This is a genomic window from Acinetobacter sp. YH12145, assembly GCF_013418335.1.
Classification (GTDB): Bacteria; Pseudomonadota; Gammaproteobacteria; order Pseudomonadales; family Moraxellaceae; genus Acinetobacter; species Acinetobacter amyesii.
In genome coordinates this window covers 1-20,392 of record NZ_VPCE01000007.1, presented here as the reverse complement: position 1 = coordinate 20,392, position 20,392 = coordinate 1, and the positions used below count along the sequence as shown (strand labels likewise).

The following is a 20,392-nucleotide window of genomic DNA, read 5'->3' as shown; positions in this document are numbered from 1 at the left end:
ATAAAGATGACCACGCATACTTCAGATACGTTTTACAATCCGACTGAATTAAAGCTGGATAAATTAAGCTTTTGTCCGACCAATGCTAAAGGTCTGCAAGAGTGGTTAAACGGTATTTCAATTTTACAATTAGGTACTTCATCTAAAGCACTGTTTAATGCGTTGCTAGAAATTTCTGAGCTCAAGTGCCAAGAAATGCTACGTTTTGATTTGGTTCAAATTTTACATCCGACTATGGAAAGTGTGCTCACAAGCTTAGAAAAACACTTTACCAATCAAAGCCTCATTACCACGGATCGTAATGACCAAATCATTGAATTGGCGATGCTTTTACGCAGTCACTTTGCCAAAATCTATATTGATATTGCCAAACGATGTAATCAGCAGCTTAATCAACAAAAGTTTTCGATTTTTTCATTTGGCCATAAAAAAAGCTTACAAACCGCTCGAATTGCATCAATCTACTATGCGTTGCAACAACTGACACTGTTGTTGTATCAACAACATATGTTGTATGCCACCCCGACTACGGGGCAATGGATTGCAGCACATCAACTGATTGAATGCGCCATCGAACACAATTTCTACCAAAGTAATGTCAATCAGTTACTGGGTACTCAACATCAAATTGCAAATATTGCTCAAGCTTATGCACAATTAATCTTATTAGATATTTTCAATAATCATCAGATTCGCCCTGCTGAAATCCAAGGCTTGTATTTATGTAGCTTTGACTGGGCAAAATTGGTTCAAATCCTACCGAAAGAAACCACGCTTTCACGCTATGTTGTAGACACGAAAAAAGATCACCCACCGATTTATAACTCAAAACAAGATCGGTCTTATCAAGCCAATGTATACATTTCAACGCAAAACTTGCTCGATCATTTGACCGAAACGCAAACTAGAAATGCCAATTATTTATCTAAAAATGAAAAGTTATTTTTAACTCCAGCGCTATATTTCCATATTCATAATATTTTGACCAACAACACTGAACGTCGTCATGAACGTTATGAATATTCTGCGCAAATTAATATTTGCTTTAGCTTAATGGTGGCGCATTTCTATCTCTCTAAAGGTAAAAACTTCCACGAAACTTTAGATTTGGAAGGCAATTATCAATTCCACAATGAAGCCTCTTTTGTCAATTCGCATGATTCAAATATGCCAACAGGCATGACTAATGCGAAAGCGCTAGATCGTGAAGCAAAACAGATTCATACCGCTGACGTATTAGATATTAGTGTGAATGGTTATCGCATTAAATGGACTGGCCCTACCCCTGCTAATTTAAAAACCGGCGAATTTATTTTGATCCAAGAAAATGCCCAAAGCCAATGGCGTGGCGGTGTTGTTCGTTGGATCAAACAATCGACTGAAAAAAGTTTGGAATTGGGTCTCGAAGTACTGGCTCAAGATTTGTATCCATGTTCAGCCCATATTCGTACCGACCGCAATACAACAAATCATCAACCTGCTTTATTGGTACAGACCACACAACTTGATCAAGTGTCTACGACCTTAATTTTACCTGGGGCAAATCTCTTCCGAGAGAAACAAACGATCCACCTTCGCTTAGGCAAAGAAGACATCAAAGTCTATCTCACCAAAGCGCAGTTGGTGACGCAAAGCTTTATTCGCTTTGAATATGAATTATTGAATGAAGAGCAAGAAAATGTCGTTAAAGACTATATTGCGAAACAGAGCAATGAGATCAAAAATAACGACTTATGGGAAGCATTAAAGTGAGAAATCCATTACTATCCAAAAAACTAAAACGTACGGAAACTCGATTACTCATTATTGATGATAATCAAATACGTTTTAACCAGATACGTGATTTATTGACAGACAGCGAACATCAAGTTCATGCCATATTACTTGATGATTTACAAAATTTCGAAAAACAGCTGAATCTCAATTGGGACTTGATCATTTTTGGACGTGCTTATGATTTAAAATATGAACAAGCTTTAAGTTTAGTTCAACTATCGAGCCAACCGAATTTACCGATTATTTTACTTAAACCCGAGGACTATCAAGCAAAACAATATGCAAGTTTAGTCAAAAAAGGGATTTATGACATTGTCGATATTGCTGAACCTGAGAGTTTCTATTTTGGTTTAATCCGTGCTTTATCCTTTAGTCGCCTACAACAATCGCAGCAACATTTAATGGAAGAGCTCGAAACAGCTCAAATCCAAACCCAGTCTTTAGTTGAAGATAGTCGTAAAGCGGTTGCCGTGATTCAAGAAGGCATTCACATTCAAGCCAATGCTGAATATCTCACTTTATTTGGTCTAAAAAATGAAGATGATGTAATTGGTCTGCCTTTACTCGATCTATTACAACCTACTGACCTCAACGACTTTAAGCAACGCTTTAAAAAAATTAGCCAAGGGCAGCTCGATTTAGGACGTTTTGATCTCGTTTCACAAAATATCGCAGTGGTTGGGCAAAACCCACTAAAACTCGAATTTATTGCCGCGGCTGAAGAAGATGCTTTACAGCTCGCAATTGAAATTGGCAGTCAAAGCAGCAATGCTGTAAGCAATGCTCAAGTTGAAGCTAGCCCACAAAAACCAAAAGCATTTCAACAACTCAACCGTACCATTGCTCAGCAACCTGCTAATGTAAATGCATTAGTTCTATTTACATTGGCTTCTTGTTCTGATGCGATTTTTCAAAAAGATTGGAATACTTATAAGAGCTATTTCACCAATATTAAAGACTTCTTGAAAGATCAGACTCATGCTCCATTATTTAGTTTAGATAATGGTGCAATCGTTGCTTTATTCCAAGCGGATAATCAGCTCAAACTTGAGTCTAAGTTGATTGGTCTTAACACCCTGAGCAAACCTCAATTACTCAGTGTAAACAATGAAACTTATCCATTAAATTTACGCATAGGATACAGTGTTTTAGACAGCGATATTCGTGATGAAGCACATTTTGATACCTTTATTGCGAAAGCCTTTAATACTGCGCTACCAACCAACCAACAAGCACCTGAAATCGATTTAACGATTCCATTAGAAATTGACATACCAAGTTTGGATTTCGGTACACCAGAAGCACAAATTGCGCCGATTGTCGTTAGTGATGAAGCTCCTGTTATCAAGGCCCTTCGCAACTGCTTAGAACGCGGTGAAATTCATCTTAAATATCAGCAACTGTATGATAAAGAAGATTCACATCTTTATACTTATGAAGTAACCAGCGGCTTTATTTTTGAAAATAAATGGAAAGATATCGCCCAACTACGTGAATTGGCTGAAGACTCAGAGCTATCCATTAAATTGGATCGTTGGATCTTGGTTGAATCGTGTAAACAACTACACAACTTCATCACTCAGTTCCCTGAAGCGAAATTAATCGTTAACCTGAACAAAGAAGTGCTATATAACGACCGCACCTTCCCTGAGTTTATTTCAAAACTCATTACGATTATTCGTAGTAAATTGAAGAATCCACTGATTTTACAATTTGCAGAAGAAGACATTCAGCTCAATATTGATGCCGCTCAAAAAGCATTTGTTGAACTTCGTAAAAATGGTGCCGAACTGGCTTTACGTAATTTTGGTCATTCGATGTTTAGTGAATCATTATTACGTCAAATGGATGTTCACTGCTTAACACTAGATTCAAGCTTGACCCAAATGCTTGCAAACGACAAGTCATGCCAAGAGCTGCAAGAAAAAATTACCACTTATCATGAAATCAAAACTGTTGAAATCATGCTACGTGAATTAAATGACATGACACTGTTTGCCAATGCTTGGAATGTAGAAGCTCGTTTTATTCAAGGTGATTATTTCCAGAAGAAACTCGACCATCTCATCGATGTTCAGGACCAATAAGGTTCTGAACATTGCCGATTTAAGGTTTATCTTTTTATCGGCACAAAAAAAAACGGGCATAAAGCCCGTTTTTTCGTTTTGGATATTAACGTTTGATAGAACGTGACATACCAGCAAAACGTTGTTTGAATTTGTCGATACGACCGCCAGTGTCAACGCTTTTCTGTTTACCAGTGTAGAATGGGTGACAAGCAGAACATACGTCTAGGTAAATAGTTTCTTTACCAAGAGCTGAACGAGTTTCAATTACGTTACCGCATGAACATGTAGCAACTAAAGTTTCATATTTTGGGTGAATATCGGCGCGCATCGTCGATTACTCCTAAGATTTAAGAAGGTTTAGCTGTCATCGCAATTGATCACTCTTGCATCACTACAAGGAAGGCTTAAAAAAGCAGACCAACACCATAACAGACCATTCTTTTGGCCCACCGAGACGGATACCGTCAGAGCTAAGCACAACAAGTTGGGGCAAATTATAGCTGATTTTTTATTTTTAATAAATAGATATTCAAGGCTGAATCGCTCTACTCTTTAGGTTGAGCTTGCTCTAAATATTTCTGATATTGTAATTCGACTGTCCGCTGAAATTGCGCTTGATCAAAATGCTTTAATTTTTCAATAAATGCAGGACAAAACGTCGCTGCATTTACTGACTGTAATGATCTGCTCATACCCTCTAACATGCCTTGAAGCTGCTGTTTAAATTGTGCATCGACTGGCTGATCAACATCTTTTGCTTTTAATGGCTCTACACCATTAAAACGGACAGCCTGAACCGCAGCAATTAATTTAAGGTTTGCAGCTTGATAAGCCTGATCTAATTCCGTATTCATCTGTGGTTGTCGATCACGACAAAAATCCAGCATAGGCTGCAGGCTGATGAGCGGCATTTTTTCAATGACATCACGGTTACTATTTACGGATAAATCCTCTTGGGCATGAACGACTGTGTTCATACCCAAGAATAAAATGAAAAAGCCTTTTTTAATTTTCATGATTATTTTCTTTTCATCTATATAAGGTATTTTAAAAGGACGTATTCATCTCGTCCTTACTCTTGCCCACGGCTCTGTTTTGCCCAAAGGTTGGCAATCACACCACAGACCATCAACTGAATTTGGTGAAAGATCATAATTGGTAAAACTATCATCCCCATCGGCTGACCAATAAAGAGAATTTGTGCCATGGGCACACCGCTCGCCAAGGTTTTTTTAGAGCCACAAAAGAAAATCGTCTTTTGATCAGCTCGGCTAAAGCCCAACCAACGTGGCACATATAACGCCAATAACATAATAATCGTTAATAGAACTGAGCACGCCACAATCAATAGGAATAAGGTCATACCACTCACTTGATGCCATAGTCCTGCCACAACCGCACTACTGAATGCACCATAGACCACCATCAAAATTGAGCCCTGATCAAATACCTTCACAATTTTTGGTACCCTCTTCATATAAGGAAACACCCAAGGACGGAGGAGCTGCCCTAAAATAAAGGGAATCAGTAATAACAGCGTAATTTGAATAATAGATGCAGTCGGATCGTAGTTATGTTGTGACTGGCCGAGAATAAAATATGCCACCATCACTGGGGTAATAAACATACCAATAATATTTGAAAATGATGCACTACAGACTGCGCCAGCAACATTACCCTGTGCTACCGAAGTAAATGCAATGGAAGACTGTACTGTCGAAGGTAAAAAGCACATAAACAAAAAGCCCCAATACAACTCTTGCCCTAACATCGGCACGAGAATTGGTTTCGCCATTAAACCCAATAATGGAAATAATGCAAAGGTAAAAGCAAAAACTAAAGCATGTAACTTCCAATGCATTATGCCTTCAACCACAGCCTCACGAGATAACTTTGCACCATGTAGAAAAAATAAAATGGCAATTGCAGCCGTTGTAATATAGCCAAAAATTTCTGCAGCTTGACCACTGACAGGCAAAAAAGTCGCAAGTATGACCATTACAAAAAGTAGAATGGTAAAACGATCCAAAGCCAACATTTTTAGCATAACAACATCCTGTAAAAATTTCCCTTTAAAGCTGATCGGCACAAAAATGCCCAATAAGCTAAATTTACCATTGAGTAAATTTCATCTTACTGGGCCATGTAAATAAAGCCAGCTTTTCTCCGATATATTCGTTATTTTAAACGTTGATAGTGAGCTCAACGCAAAAAAATTTATAAATAAGAATATTCAGAATTACAGATGACTTTATATTAATGATTGCAGATTAATTATTTCGTGCATTTGAGTCTTGTTGGATCAACTCAATTTTATAGCCATCGGGATCTTCAACAAAGGCAATGACGGTCACACCACCTTTCATTGGTCCTGCTTCACGTACCACGTTTCCGCCACGTGCTTTAATTTCTTCACAAGCCTTGTAGGCGTCATCTACAGCAATAGCGATATGGCCATAAGCATTACCCAATTCATAACTCTCCGTATCCCAGTTATGCGTTAACTCGAGTACGGTATGATTTTCTTCATCACCATAGCCCACAAATGCCAAAGTAAAACGACCTTCTTCATAATCACGCCTACGAAGCAAAGTCATACCGAGTACTTCAGTATAGAACGCCAATGAACGCTCTAAATTGCCTACACGTAACATGGTATGCAGCATGCGCATAATCGAGTTTCCTAAATCTATCATTATGTTTGAATACTATAGGGATTTAACATGCAAAGTTCAATTTAAGTCTAGAGCACATATACCGCCTTATTTCAAATATCCTTGTCCAAAACCGTAGACCTGCTTAGGCTATTTAACAGCTTAGAATAAAAAAAGCCCACTCATACTGAATAGGCTTTTTTTAAGTTAAATTGAATTATGAATTGGATTTTTTTTCATGCTCTTTCAAGAGTTTAGCAACCCAAACCACTAAAATTAAAATCGGAATACCAATTAGAGTTGTCATCAAGAAAAAGTTCGGATAACCGATATTGGTCACAATCGTACCCGAGTAACCACCTAAAATTTTAGGGGTTAAAGTCATTAATGAACTAAAGATGGCATATTGAACGGCTGTGAAAGAAACACTGGTCAAGCTCGATAAAAATGCAATAAATGCCGCACCAGCAAGACCAGATGCCAAGTTATCAACAATAATCGCGAAATATAACCACAGCGAACTATAAGGCTTAATGACCTTACCTTTGATGTCCACATTCTGATCAGCACTTGCCAAATTAATCGGTTGAATATCAACACCAAGTACACCCGCCATATTGGCTGATGTATTCACTTGATATGTTAAATCGACACTCTTTTTCACTACATCATTTTCTAGTAGTTGAGCCGTTAATGTTTTTTGCTTTGCTGTTTCGAGCGCTTGCCCTGGAATTGCAGCACTAAAAACACCAGTTTTATCAAGCTTCGCATCGAACGGTTTAACATCCAAAATAATTTGAATTTTTTGATTTTCTTTTAACTCGCCAGCCAAGTATTGTCCACGGATCACGATACTATTTGCAGTCTCTTGAGCTGAAATCGTGTTATCTGAAGTCACTGGCAGCAACATCATTGCTGAGTTTGAAAAAGCATTATTCAGATACGGCAAACTCACCTGTACTGGATGTTGATTCTTAGACTGATAATCCGCACTGACTTTAATATTTTGATCTGCAGCCAAGACTGCTTTTGGAATTTTAACTACCCAAGCACCCGTGTCATCCGGCGTCGCTGTATATTGCTGCCCTGCTACATTTACAGTGACATCGCTTAATGGCTGACCTGATTTGACCAGACCGATAAAAATCAAGTTTGTTGAACTTGCTAAAATCGCACCTACAAACATCAATTTCATAATGTTCATGCGCTGTGCAAGTAAACCACCAAGGAAGCCGCCAACCAAGCTGAAAATCACACCATAGACTTTTACAGCTTCAGCAATCTGCTCTTTGGTGAAGTTTAAATCTTGATAAAACACATTAGAAATGACGCCGGCGATAATATCGGAAATACGGTAAAAACCAATAAGTAACAACAGCACTAAAGCCAGTTTTAGACCATAACGCTTAAAGAAATCTGCAACTGGATTAACCCAAGTTTCAAATGCCATCTGCTTATTTACAGCACCTGATTTCACCAAAACTGAACCGATGCCAAAAGCAACCACCGCTGAACAAATAAAGCGCACAGCCTCTAAACAGAACAATGCAAATGAGTCCGAAATTTGCCACTGCTCTTTCAAGCTTTCAACCGCTACACCTGAATAGATATAACTCAAGACAAAGGCAACCACCGCAGCAAAGAATACCGCGACTAAACGATAATAGTCGGTTCGTTTATAATGCTTTTGTACACGGTCAACCTGCGGCTCACGTATCGATAAAGTTGTGATAATACCGATAGCCATCACAGCAGCCATTGCAAGGTAAGTATATTTCCAAGCTTCATAAATATAGTTACCTTTGGCCGTGCCTAAATATGCAGCCAAAAATAACGCCCCTGCACCTGCCACGATCATGCCGATACGATAACCTGCATTATAAGTCGAAGCTAAAACGGTCTGCATTTCAGTTTCTGCCAACTCAATACGATAAGCATCAATCACAATGTCTTGCGTTGCGGCAGAAAAACCAAGTAATACGGCTCCAGCAGCCATTTGGTAAATATAGCTTTGCCCTAAAGCTGGGTCTGAAAATGCCATGATACAAATTGCACAGATAATGAGAACTTGAGCGATCAACAACCATGCACGGCGCCGTCCGAGTTGTTTAGTTAAAAATGGCACAGGTAACTCATCAATTAATGGCGCCCAAACAAACTTAAACGAATAGCCAAGCGCTGCCCAACTAAAAAAAGTCACTGCACTTTTATCAATTCCTGCTTCACCTAACCAAAGCGATAAACTGGAAAAGATCAGTAAAATTGGAATACCGGCCGAAAAGCCAAGAAAAAGCATAATCAGCGCACGTCGGTCTAAAAATGCAGTAAAAGCAGATTTCCATCCTGAAGCTTGTGTTGTCATGACTCAGTTATTTTTGTCAAAATCGAATGTTGCTATTCAAGCGCTTAATGACAACGGTTTCAACAACATTTATGAAATCATTGTTTTATTTTATCGATATTTCGCATGCTGTTGCTTGATCTTTGGCATTAAACCTGTATACCTTAATTACATATCTCTATTCTTTAGTTTTTTGGATTCAACAGTGACCCAGCGACTTGAACAAATTCACTCTTCTTTATCAACCACCATTAATGAAACCAACACAAAAAACTTAGCAGAAACAGTAACGACACTAAAGAGCGCTTTTGATCAACCCGAAATACAGAATACTTTAACTAAAACCCAGTTGCAGCCGCTTCAGCTGACGCATACACCTGAACTCAAAAAAATACCAACGTCTACCAAGCGGATCAAACCACTTAATGACTTTTTAGGACAAGATCGTGCCCGAGCTTCGGTCGAGGCTGGCATTGCATTACCCTATTCAGGCTATAACATTTTTGCTGTAGGTACCGCAGGCTTAGGTAAGCGCACCATGATTAAGCGCTTATTACAACAACACGCTAAAAATATGCCAACGCCTTCAGACTGGGTCTATGTCAATAATTTTAAATTTCCGCGTGAACCGATTGCGCTAAAACTTCCTTCTGGTCAAGCGACAAAATTCCAAGCGTTATTACATCAAAGTTGGCAAACCATATTAAAACAGCTTGAACGTCGCTTCACCGCAGAAACCTATCACAATCGCATTGAAATGATTCGCCAACATGCTGGTGATGAACAACATCTTGCTTTAGTTGAATTAACCCGAGAAGGTGAAGAGCTCGATCTTAAACTGATTTCTCAGGATGATGATCATTGTTTCGTTCCGATGCATTTGGTCGATAACAAATACCAAGAAATGTCGAAAGAAGACATCAATGCTTTAAGCAGCAAACAACGTGCTGAAATTGCGTCAAACGTCCGTTATATGGATAAAAAACTTGAACGTCTTGGTCTACATCTTGGTGATCTTGAAGATGACGCACGCGATAAAGTTCAGGTTTTAAACCGTGAAATTGCTAAACAAGTCGTCATGCCGCGTATTGATGTAATTCAAAATAAATTCAGCATGGTTGAAGGCTTGGAAGATTATCTGAAGCAATATGCAGATGACATCATTCAAAATGTTGAGTTTGTGCTTGAGCAAGAAGAAGATGACTTTACACCTGGCCTATTTAACCGCGTGCCATCTCGCTACCAAGCTAACATCATCGCCACACACAAACCAAATGCTGGTGCGCCAGTTATTTTTGAAGATTTCCCAACCCATTACAATTTGCTAGGTCATGTCGAACAACTGACCCAAAATGGCACCATCACTACAGACTTTACCTTAATCCGTCCCGGTGCGTTGCATAAGGCCAATGGTGGATTCCTTATCTTGGAAGCAGAACAACTTTTAGAGCAGCCTTATGCATGGCAAGGTCTAAAACGTGCATTAAAGTCAGGACATTTAAAGCTGTCTTCACTTGAACATATGCTTACACTGACTGGCAGTATTTCGATTGAACCTGAAGCTATTGATTTAAATATCAAAGTGATCCTACTTGCTGAACCTGATATTTATTACGATATTTTAGAACTCGAACCAGAACTGGGCAGTGTCTTTAAAATTCGTGCCGATTTTACCGATACATTACAACGTAATGACATTAATGAGCAGGCATATATGCAGCTAATTGCTGATTATGTGCAAACAGACAAACTTCTGCCGTTTGACCGTACAGCACTTGCTGCACTGTTAACTGATTCAAGTCGTCAAGCTGAAGATCAAAGCTCTTTGTCATTACATGCCCTCACCTTAGGTGATTTGATTCGTGAAGCACATCATCATGCAGCACTTGCTGGCGATAAAATGGTGACAGAAACACATATCAACACCGCTCTTGATCATCGTAAATACCGTCTAGGCTACTTACGTGAATTATATTGGCAAGATCTCACTCGCGGTACACAGTTAATCGAAACCAAAGGTCATCGATTCGGGCAGATTAACGCCCTCTCTGTGATTCAATATGCTGATGTTGAATTTGGTTTACCGTCACGTTTAACGGCTTCGGTTTATCAAGGCGGTGGCGATATTTTAGATATCGAGCGTAGTGTAGAACTCGGTGGTTCTTTACATGCCAAAGGCGTCCTGCTGATGTCGAGTTTCTTAAAGGCACACTTTGGTCGTGAACAAATTTTACATTTTTCTGCTGCCCTTGCCTTTGAGCAAAGCTATGGCCAAGTAGATGGCGACAGCGCAACTGTTGCAGAGCTTTCAGCTCTTATTTCCGCTATTAGCCAATTACCGATCGATCAATCATGGGCAATCACTGGCTCAATGAACCAATTGGGTCAAGTTCAACCGATTGGTGGTGTAAATGCCAAGATTGAAGGCTTCTATGATGCATGTAAATTACAAGGGCTAACAGGCAAGCAAGGTGTGATTATTCCACGCCAAAATATGCAGCACTTGATGTTACGCAAAGATGTGATTGAAGCTGTGCAACAAGGTCAATTCCATATTCACGCCATAGATACCATTGATCAAGCATTAGAAATTTTGATGGCGCGTCCAGTAGGCACTCTTGATAAAAAAGGCCGTTATAGCAAAGGCTCAATCTACGCTGCTGTCATGGAGCAACTTGAATACTGGCAAGCGATTGAAGATGGTGCTGAATTTGAGGAAGAAGAGCCAAAGAAAAAGAAAAAAAAGAAGAAGTCAAAAAAGGACAAAGATAAAAAGGCAAAGAAGTCTGAAGCTCAAGACAGTACTGCTAAAAATGGGACTGCTGAAAACGAGCAACGTGTTGAAGAAAGTCCGACTGAAGACAATCCGTCATAAATCTTCGATGAGTTTATTCATTTGTTGATTTTTCCACCACCCTTTGTGCTTTAAATGCGTATGGGGATGGTGGAAAAACGCATAAACCACGACTTTTTTGATAAATAAGTCATAAAAAAAGCGCCTTAAAGGCGCTATTTTTTATCTGTATCCAATGATTAAAATCATCAAATACATATCCAATTAAGCTTCAGGAGCTGGGCTATATTGTTCAACTAAAGGTTGTAATTCACCTTTTTGGAACATATCAAGCATAATGTCGCTACCACCGATCAACTCACCATTGATCCATAATTGTGGGAAAGTCGGCCAGTTTGCAATTTGTGGAAGAGTTGCGCGAATATCTTGATTTTCAAGAATATTTACATAAGCAAACGGACGACCAATTTGACTGAGCGCTTCTACTGCACGCGCAGAGAAACCACACTGTGGAAACTGTGGAGTGCCTTTCATGTAAAGTAGAACTGCGTGTTTAGCAATTTGGTCACGAATTAACGCTTCTGTATCGCGTGCTTGTTCAGTCATTGATATATCCTCAATAAATCTGCTTCGCATTATACCCAAAACTGAGTAAAACAATATGACTAAAGCAATATTTCACGTTTTATTTACATTTCAGCTTTTCAAGTGAGTTATATTTTGCTTATATAGACCTCTTGATGCTCATATATATATGGCGTCTCCTCTATATTATTTCAATCACCTGACAAATTAGAGTTAGTCATGAATAACATTACCCTTGCCCCAGTACAAACTGATCAACCATCGCACTTGATGCCAGTATTTGGCCGCCAACCGATCAGCTTTGTCCGAGGTCAAGGTGCTCACCTGTATACCGCAGATGGCACAGAATACTTAGACGCACTGACAGGGATCGCTGTTTGTGGTTTAGGTCACTCACATCCTGCAATTACAGCTGCAATTGCTGAACAGGCAGCGACCCTCATTCATACCAGTAACTTATTTGAAGTGCCTTGGCAAACGGCTGCTGCGCAAAAATTAGCTGAAGTTGCGGGTATGGAAGAAGTTTTCTTCTCAAATAGTGGTGCAGAATCAAATGAAGGTGCAATCAAAATTGCACGTAAATTTGGTCATATGCAAGGTGTTGCAAGCCCTAAAATTATTGTTGCTGATCATTCATTCCATGGTCGTACCATGGCGACATTATCTGCAACAGGTAACAAAAAAGTTCAGGAAGGTTTTGGCCCACTGGTTGAAGGTTTCATTCGTGTGCCTTTCGGTGATATTGAAGCAATTGAAGAAGCTGCAATTCACCACCCAGACATCGTAGCGATTTTGGTTGAGCCGATCCAAGGCGAAGGTGGCGTCAACACTGCTCCTCAAGGTTTTAGCTATTTAGAAGATATTCGTCGTATCTGTAACCAACACAACTGGTTAATGATGCTTGATGAAGTGCAAACAGGTAATGGTCGTACAGGTAAATACTTTGCGTATCAACACACCAATATTGTTCCTGATGTGCTAACTACAGCTAAAGGTCTAGGTAATGGTTTCCCTATTGGCGCAGTCATGACTCAAGGTCGTGGTGTTGGGGTTTTAACAGCGGGTAACCACGGTTCAACTTATAGCGGTACAGCATTAGGTTCACGTGTGGTTTATACCGTGATTGATACCATTCAAAAGGAAAACCTTGTTGAAAATGCTGCAAATATGGGTGCGTATCTTGTTGAGCAATTCACAGAGCAACTTGCAGAGCAAAACGTGACTGTTCGTGGTTTTGGTTTAATGGTCGGCATTGAATTACCAAAAGCATGTGGCGAACTTGTGAATATTGCACGTGATGAGCATCACTTGATTATTAACGTAACAGCAGGCTCTGTGATTCGTTTATTACCTACGCTGAACATCAATAAAAAACAAGCGGATATCTTAATTGAACGCATTGTTAAAATGGTGAAAAACTTTCTAGCGTAATTTGTGCCGAAAGTAAAAAAAAGCCGCTGATTGCGGCTTTTTTTATAACTTTTTAAACCTTTTTTGTTTTTATGAGGCTTCTTGGTATACACGTCCGCCTGGTAATTGACTGAAATACAATTTTAATGCATCTAGGCAACGATGAATCTTGGTAGGCTGTTGATCACGTTTAGACATCACCGCATATAGAGTAAATGATGGTAAACGCCATTCTGGTAAAACTTCAACAAGAGAACCGTTTAATAAGTCTTTTTGCGTATCTAGATATAATATTCTTGCAATGCCATGTCCTTGTTGACACATTGCTTTTGCAGCAAATACATTATTTGTTGTAAATCGGGAGTGCACATCCAATGCAACCTGCTCTTTAGTCACTGCATTTTCAAATGCAAAATGCTGAAAGTTTTTAACCAAATTTATTTGAACCATATCATGATTTTGTAAATCTTCTGGTCGTGTAATTAAACTGGTTTGGTTGATATAGCTTGGTGCTGCAACGAGAACTTGTTCAACATGTGCCAATGGCACCACATGAAACTGTTGATCATCAATTTTTGAACTCATTCGTAGCGCAATATCAATGCGGCCATCAATTAAGTCGATATATTGATTATCTGCTTCTAGATGAACGGATAAACCGCGATGTGCCGACATCCAATGTGACAATGCAGGAATCACATGATTCGCACAAAGTTCTGGTGTTGATGCAATACGTAATTCACCGACTAAGTCGTCACGAAGTTCATTGATACGAATTTTGCCGCGCTCTGCGGCAGATAGCATCTCTTGGCAACTATGAAAAAAAGCTTGTCCAGCTTCTGTCAAACTTAACTTACGTGTTGAACGATGTAAAAGAATGACTTCCATATCCTGCTCTAGTGAGCGGATTTGCTGACTCACGGCACTCGTGGTAATACCTAACTCACGAGCAGCACCGCTAAACGAATTTTTTTCCACAACGCAAGCAAAGACACCCATTGCTCGAAGTTGATCTAACATAAATTTCCCTCATAAACTTATGAGAAGCTTCATCTTTCGATAAAAGCAACTCATTGTATTATACGGGGATATTTTGCTTTTGCATTATATATTTAATTATTTGGTAAAACTGAAGTTGGATTGATTGGTTTACCATCTAAACGCACTTGGAACTCAAGCATCGTGCGGTTGGTACCCGATGAACCCATCTCACCAATTTGCTGCCCTGCTTTGACAGTATCGCCACTTTTGACATTCATTTTACTGTTATGTGCATATGCAGTGATATAGCCATTAATATGCTTCACCAAAATTAAATTGCCGTACTCTTTAAGACCATCGGCGGCATAGACCACTTGACCATCAGCTGCTGCAAAAATAGGATCACCTGTATTACCTGCGTAACGTGTTCCTTTCACATTCGATGCTAAGGTATAGCCTTGTAATACCGTAGGACGCGATACTGGACTCACCCAACGTAAACTTGAAGAACTGACCACTGGCGTTGGAACTGTAGTTCGCGTCACTGTCGATGGAGTGGTTGAAGCTTGAGTCACGGGCGCTGTTTGCGTTGGCATTGCAATCGTTTGGCGTTGAATTGGTGCCGCTTGAGTCATGGCTTGTGTAGACGTCGTACGACGAGAGCCACTATTTTTAAGGCGAATGGATTGTCCAACATAGATGCGATAAGGCTGGGCAATATCGTTCATTTCTGCGATGCTGACATAGCTCAAGCCATAGCGAGCTGCGATGCCACTTAAAGTATCTCCCGAACGAACTGTATAATAATCCGGAGCAGTCGCATAACGGGTCGCATTATTAATTTGTGGTTTTGACGCACAGCCAGTCATGACCAAAGTTGTAACCACAGCAGCAGATAAAACAAGGGTCTTAAATAATGCTGCAGGAGCGGTAATAACGCGATATTGTGACACCAGGGACATCATCTTCCTCACTAATAATTCAAATATAGTCATTATGAATGGGCTAAGATTAGCAAAAATCCACTCTAAAAAAGTTGCGGCATAACCATTTTCACAAAGTTATAACACTAATACTTAAATTTTAGATAACTCTGCGTGTAAGTTATTCAAAATCTCATAGTTTGTAGCATCCATTTGTATAGGCGTTACACTGACATAACCATTTGCCACGGCAAAAAAATCTGACTCGATATCGGTTAAGCCTTTCTTAGGCTCTGCCACTGCCTCGCCTGCCAATCCAATCCAATAGACTTGACGACCACGCGGGTCTACATGACTGGTAATCGGTTTGGACTGTAAACGTCTTCCTTGATAGGTCACTTTGGTGCCTTGAAGTTCAGCAACATCTGGAATATTAATATTAAAAATATGTCGTGCAGGTAGCGCGGGTAGTCCATTGGCAATAAAATCATGCACCCATTGCGCGGCGACTGCATAATCTTCTGGGTTATTATAACTACGCACATTTGGCCCAGCCAAAGAGACGGCTAGCGCAGGTTGTTTCATTAAACGGCCTTCAAATGCCGCACCCACTGTCCCTGAATACAGCACATCATCACCCAGATTTGCGCCACTATTGATTCCACTCACCACCAGATCAAATTCGAAGTCGAACAAGCCATTCATTGATAAATACACACAGTCCGCAGGTGTACCATTTACCGCCCACATATTCGGTGCAATTTCGACAGGTCGTAATGGTCGATCTAAAGTTAAAGCACTTGAAAAACCGCTGCGTTCGCTTTCAGGCGCCACGATCACCACACGACCGAGAGGACGCAATGCATGTGCTAAAGCTTGGATACCGGGAGCAAAAACGCCATCATCATTGGCAATTAAAATATTCACAACTAAATTTCCATTACTAAAAAATTAAAAATGACTTGCAAGAACATTTTATTGAAATATATGAATAATTATATATATTTACATTTCAACATCCAGCATAAATGTGTGTGTACAAAATGAATAAAACCGTAGCACTTCGTGGTTTATTGGGCTTTGCTCTAGCAGCTTGCATGACTCAAACTGTGGTCGCAGACAATGACTTCACTCAAGAAGAAGCCAATACCATCGTAAAAGAAGATATTGCATCTGCACAAGTCATGTTAGAAGTATGCCCTGCGATTATTGGTCAAAATGCAAAATTTGATGCCAACATTCAAGCACTCACTAAAACATATCTTGCTGATTATTCTGATAAATCAATGACATTAGAAAAATTACAGTCTGACAGCGAATATAAATCAGTTCTTGAAGAAGCGCGTCAAGCTGCTAAAGAAACTGATAAAGCTGAGCAAAAATCAGTTTGTGATGACGTTTTAAGTTATGAAGGTTAATTGATCATTCAGCTTTGGACGTCCTCTAAATAGGTTAGTCCTTATTGCATCAAACCTGCCGAAAAAAGGATGAAGCCTTATAGCCTCATCCTTTTTTCTTTCACAATGTATTGATTTTTAAACAGCTTCAATACAATTTTCTACTGATCTCTACCAGAAATACCATTAAGCTAAGCAAATAAATTTTAGCTATTTGATATCTTTTAGGTTATTTAACAGGTTATTTAAATGAAAAACTCCTTTGTAAAATCTCTTTATGCCCTTAGCCTTTCTGCTTTTGCTTTCACTACCATGTCTGCACATGCCGCAGATGAAAAAATTGAAGTCACCCCTACACCTCAAGTGACTAGTCAAGAACTTGCAGCTATCTATGTACTATCTGAAGTCTGCCCAAAATTGGTGAATGACAAAGATCAACCAAAGTTTGAAGCAGGTTATGCAAAATTAGCTAAAGAATATATGCCGAATGAAAAGAACCCAGTAAATGCTTTACAGCAACTCAGCAAACAAAAAAGTTTTAAAGACGCTTTAAAAGAAGCGCAGTCTGATGCGAAGAAAGCTGGCGATAAGAAAAATGGTGCGATTTGCAAAGAATTGACTGCTTACAGCAAATAATACCAATTGGTTACAATACTTTTAAAATAAGCGCTTGCACCCCATAGCAGTCCGCCTAGCTTTGTCCTAAAATGCTAGGCTCTTTGTGCTTATACCTAAGTTATTGGAACCACCCAGAATGACCCGAAAAACCGCCCTTGCCGCATTACTACTTGCACCTAGTTTTTCATTCGCGGCAACTGTCCTTTCTGCACCACCTGAATTAAATAATAAATCTTATGTGCTGATGGACTATGAGACAGGGCAAATCCTTGCTTCTAAAAATGAAAACGAAAAATTAGCTCCTGCTTCAATGACAAAAATGATGACCAGTTACATCATTGAGCAAAAGTTATTAAGCGGTGAACTAACTGAAAATGAAAAAGTACGTATGAATGAGTCGGCTTGGTGTCGCGGCAGCAGCACTGAGTCATGTATGTACGTTCCGCTCAACGGTACTGCTACTGCATTAGAAATGTTACGTGGCATTATCATTCAGTCGGGTAACGATGCTTCTAAAGCTATGGCAGAACATATTGCTGGCAATGAAGGCACATTTGCCCACATGATGAACCAAGAAGCGAAACGTATTGGCATGGTGAATACTCAATTCATCAATGCGACAGGTATGCCAGCTGAAGGTCATTTCTCGACTGCCAAAGATATGGCGACTCTTGCGCAACATATCATTCATGACAGTTCAAAATACTATCCGATCTATTCTGAAAAAGAATTTACGTTCAATGGCATTAAGCAAGGCAACCGTAATGCCCTGCTTTATACTGACCCAAGTGTAGATGGTTTAAAAACTGGTCATACTGAAGAAGCGGGCTATTGCTTAACGACTTCAGCTAAACGTGGTCCTTTACGTTTAATTTCAGTGATTTTTGGTGCGCCAAGCATGAACGAGCGTGCATCTCAAACACGTGAAATTTTAGCTTGGGGTTATGCAAACTTTGAAACTGTAAAAGTTCAACCTGCTAAACAAGTGCTTGCAAAAGCAAAAGTTTGGTACGGTAAAGACAATGAAGTTCAAGTAGGTCTAGCTGAAAACTTTAACGTGACGATGCCTAAAGGCGAAGCGAACGCCATTAAAACTCAATTGGTTGTTCAACCAAAATTAACTGCTCCTTTAAAACAAGGTCAAGTGGTCGGTAAATACGTTGCAACGCTTAATGGCAAAGTCATCGCTGAAAAACCACTTGTAGCTCTACAAAATGTAGAAGAAGCTGGTTTCTTTGCAAAAATGATTGATCACATCAAACAATTCTTTAGCAACTTATTCTAAGTTTGATGAAAACTCGATATTAAGACTAAAGTGAAAGCATCTAGATTTCGGTCTAGGTGCTTTTTTATTTTATACTGCCTAAAAACCTGTAGATGACTTTCCTATGAGCCAAAACATTCGCCCTTATTTAGACACTGTTCCACGTATTGCTGACTCTTGCTATATCGATGAAATGTCAGTGGTGATTGGCGATGTTGTATTGGCTGAAAATGTCTCTGTTTGGCCATTTGCTGTGATTCGTGGTGATGTAAACCATATTCGTATTGGTAAAAACTCTAATGTGCAAGATCACTCAATGTTGCATGTGAGTCATAAAAAAGCCGATAAACCTGAGGGTTCTCCACTGATTATTGGTGAAGATGTGACGATTGGTCATCACGTGAAATTACACGGTTGTACCATTGGTAATCGTGTTTTAGTCGGTATAGGTACGATTATTTTAGATGATGTAATTGTTGAAGATGATGTGATGATTGGTGCTGGTTCACTTGTTCCACCAAATAAGGTTTTGGAAAGTGGTTATTTATATGTGGGCAGTCCAGTCAAAAAAGTCCGCCCACTAACCGATAAAGAAAAAGCATTTTTACCGTATTCAGCGCAGAATTATGTGAAGGTGTCGAATAATTATCTTGATCAAAATAAATAATATACGCATTCGTTTTTAGTTTTAACAGTTCCAGCTTATGTCTCAATGCTTCATTGACAGACAAATTCAAATACAGAGTAACTCTTTAATGTTGATTAAACCTTATACTTTATTAATTACTAGAATATTTTTTGCAGGCGTAATTTTAACCTCTAACACTGCTTTTGCGAATTCAACGCAGTGTAAAGATGATTATGAAAAAATCATTGCCAAAGAAATTAAAGATATCGGCACAGCCTTGAATAAGGGTAATTATGCATTAATCACCGAAAAAACAGATTCATCTATTATCAATTATGCAGGTGGTAAAGATAAATATAATGCCATATTAGAACTTGCTGCAAACTCCTTTAAACAAAATAAAATATATGTCTCTCAAGTTGACACTCATCCTCCAAAACAAAGTTATATCATTGGTAGAAATGAGTTTTGTGCCGTACCTAAACAAGTCACGATTTCTATGAATGGTCGAAAAATGACAGGTGATCTTTCCTTCATGCTTGCAGTACGTCCAATTGAAAGTAAGGAGTGGAAATACATTGATGGTGCGGGTCTTCAAAAGAATCCTGATATGATTTACACACTATTCCCTGATTTTCCTCGTGATAACAAGACTCCCTTCATTGAATAAAGATTTTAATATTTAACATTACTGCTTTTTAAAGCAAGTATTTTAAAAAGCTGTAATGTTAAATCTATAACAATTCGGTCAGTACTGGACAAAAATATAATTAACTAAATAATTAAACAATACACTTTTATTTAACAATTTTTCTTACTATAAACGGCTTTGTTGCACAAAGATTTGAAATGCAAAGCGCCCCTAATTGAGCCAAATTTAAGGCGTAACTTGGGTAAGTGGTCGACCTAATTCCGTAAATCTGTTAAGAACTGCTACACGTGCATGGATCTC

Annotated in this window: 18 protein-coding genes; 9 read left to right on the top strand and 9 right to left on the bottom strand. The window is 39.1% G+C overall.

All coding sequences use genetic code 11. The features are described from left to right. Positions 1 to 6: 6 nt before the first annotated feature. Together FTU80_RS08765 and FTU80_RS08760 are read left to right on the top strand one after the other, a co-directional pair. Positions 7 to 1,752 carry a GTPase gene (locus FTU80_RS08765; protein ID WP_180084770.1) on the top strand — a complete coding sequence of 582 codons (1,746 nt, stop codon included), beginning with the start codon at positions 7 to 9 and terminating at the stop codon, positions 1,750 to 1,752. Further along, positions 1,734 to 3,863, top strand: coding sequence for an EAL domain-containing protein (locus FTU80_RS08760; protein ID WP_180084769.1), 2,130 nt, complete (start codon positions 1,734 to 1,736; stop codon positions 3,861 to 3,863). The genes FTU80_RS08765 and FTU80_RS08760 overlap by 19 nt, the downstream gene beginning before the upstream one ends. A gap of 85 nt (positions 3,864 to 3,948) precedes the next feature. Here FTU80_RS08760 and rpmE read toward each other — a convergent pair whose 3' ends face one another. From rpmE to FTU80_RS08735, 5 genes are all read right to left on the bottom strand, one after another. Next, positions 3,949 to 4,173, bottom strand: a complete 225-nt coding sequence (gene rpmE / locus FTU80_RS08755; RefSeq protein WP_078190165.1) for a 50S ribosomal protein L31 — start codon at positions 4,171 to 4,173, stop codon at positions 3,949 to 3,951. A 217-nt stretch (positions 4,174 to 4,390) separates the two neighbouring features. Beyond that, a complete protein-coding gene (locus FTU80_RS08750) occupies positions 4,391 to 4,861 on the bottom strand; it encodes a hypothetical protein (RefSeq protein WP_180084768.1) in 471 nt (156 codons plus the stop codon). A 56-nt stretch (positions 4,862 to 4,917) separates the two neighbouring features. After that, positions 4,918 to 5,892: a bile acid:sodium symporter family protein gene (locus FTU80_RS08745; RefSeq protein ID WP_180084767.1), complete on the bottom strand. Its 975-nt coding sequence runs from the start codon at positions 5,890 to 5,892 to the stop codon at positions 4,918 to 4,920. A 223-nt stretch (positions 5,893 to 6,115) separates the two neighbouring features. After that, complete coding sequence (gene gloA / locus FTU80_RS08740; protein ID WP_180084766.1) at positions 6,116 to 6,517, bottom strand: lactoylglutathione lyase; 402 nt, start codon at positions 6,515 to 6,517, stop codon at positions 6,116 to 6,118. 199 nt (positions 6,518 to 6,716) lie between these two features. Beyond that, positions 6,717 to 8,861 (bottom strand): MFS transporter, encoded by a 2,145-nt coding sequence (locus tag FTU80_RS08735; RefSeq protein WP_180084765.1) that lies wholly within the window; start codon positions 8,859 to 8,861, stop codon positions 6,717 to 6,719. 205 nt (positions 8,862 to 9,066) lie between these two features. Between FTU80_RS08735 and FTU80_RS08730 the strand changes: the two genes are divergently transcribed. Beyond that, complete coding sequence (locus tag FTU80_RS08730) at positions 9,067 to 11,715, top strand: Lon protease family protein (protein ID WP_373685201.1); 2,649 nt, start codon at positions 9,067 to 9,069, stop codon at positions 11,713 to 11,715. 183 nt (positions 11,716 to 11,898) lie between these two features. Here FTU80_RS08730 and grxD read toward each other — a convergent pair whose 3' ends face one another. Further along, complete coding sequence (gene grxD / locus FTU80_RS08725; protein ID WP_067762767.1) at positions 11,899 to 12,240, bottom strand: Grx4 family monothiol glutaredoxin; 342 nt, start codon at positions 12,238 to 12,240, stop codon at positions 11,899 to 11,901. A 198-nt stretch (positions 12,241 to 12,438) separates the two neighbouring features. Between grxD and FTU80_RS08720 the strand changes: the two genes are divergently transcribed. After that, positions 12,439 to 13,650, top strand: a complete 1,212-nt coding sequence (locus FTU80_RS08720) for an aspartate aminotransferase family protein (RefSeq protein WP_180084763.1) — start codon at positions 12,439 to 12,441, stop codon at positions 13,648 to 13,650. A gap of 69 nt (positions 13,651 to 13,719) precedes the next feature. Here the strand turns inward: FTU80_RS08720 and FTU80_RS08715 are convergent, their stop codons facing one another. The 3 genes from FTU80_RS08715 to surE form a co-directional block, all read right to left on the bottom strand. After that, positions 13,720 to 14,649, bottom strand: coding sequence for a LysR family transcriptional regulator (locus FTU80_RS08715; RefSeq protein WP_078190171.1), 930 nt, complete (start codon positions 14,647 to 14,649; stop codon positions 13,720 to 13,722). A gap of 92 nt (positions 14,650 to 14,741) precedes the next feature. Then, positions 14,742 to 15,572: a peptidoglycan DD-metalloendopeptidase family protein gene (locus FTU80_RS08710; protein WP_180084934.1), complete on the bottom strand. Its 831-nt coding sequence runs from the start codon at positions 15,570 to 15,572 to the stop codon at positions 14,742 to 14,744. A gap of 114 nt (positions 15,573 to 15,686) precedes the next feature. Then, positions 15,687 to 16,460, bottom strand: a complete 774-nt coding sequence (surE, locus tag FTU80_RS08705; RefSeq protein WP_111884223.1) for a 5'/3'-nucleotidase SurE — start codon at positions 16,458 to 16,460, stop codon at positions 15,687 to 15,689. A gap of 116 nt (positions 16,461 to 16,576) precedes the next feature. Between surE and FTU80_RS08700 the strand changes: the two genes are divergently transcribed. The 5 genes from FTU80_RS08700 (at position 16,577) to FTU80_RS08680 (ending at position 20,110) form a co-directional block, all read left to right on the top strand. Next, positions 16,577 to 16,951, top strand: coding sequence for an MCR_0457 family protein (locus tag FTU80_RS08700; RefSeq protein WP_078190174.1), 375 nt, complete (start codon positions 16,577 to 16,579; stop codon positions 16,949 to 16,951). Positions 16,952 to 17,179: 228 nt separating this feature from the next. Further along, a complete protein-coding gene (locus FTU80_RS08695) occupies positions 17,180 to 17,566 on the top strand; it encodes an MCR_0457 family protein (protein ID WP_180084762.1) in 387 nt (128 codons plus the stop codon). Between the two features lie 118 nt (positions 17,567 to 17,684). Further along, complete coding sequence (dacC, locus tag FTU80_RS08690; RefSeq protein ID WP_078191838.1) at positions 17,685 to 18,833, top strand: D-alanyl-D-alanine carboxypeptidase PBP5/6; 1,149 nt, start codon at positions 17,685 to 17,687, stop codon at positions 18,831 to 18,833. 103 nt (positions 18,834 to 18,936) lie between these two features. Then, positions 18,937 to 19,479: a gamma carbonic anhydrase family protein gene (locus FTU80_RS08685; protein WP_180035324.1), complete on the top strand. Its 543-nt coding sequence runs from the start codon at positions 18,937 to 18,939 to the stop codon at positions 19,477 to 19,479. An 88-nt stretch (positions 19,480 to 19,567) separates the two neighbouring features. Beyond that, positions 19,568 to 20,110 (top strand): hypothetical protein, encoded by a 543-nt coding sequence (locus FTU80_RS08680; RefSeq protein WP_180084761.1) that lies wholly within the window; start codon positions 19,568 to 19,570, stop codon positions 20,108 to 20,110. The last annotated feature ends 282 nt before the right edge of the window (positions 20,111 to 20,392 follow it).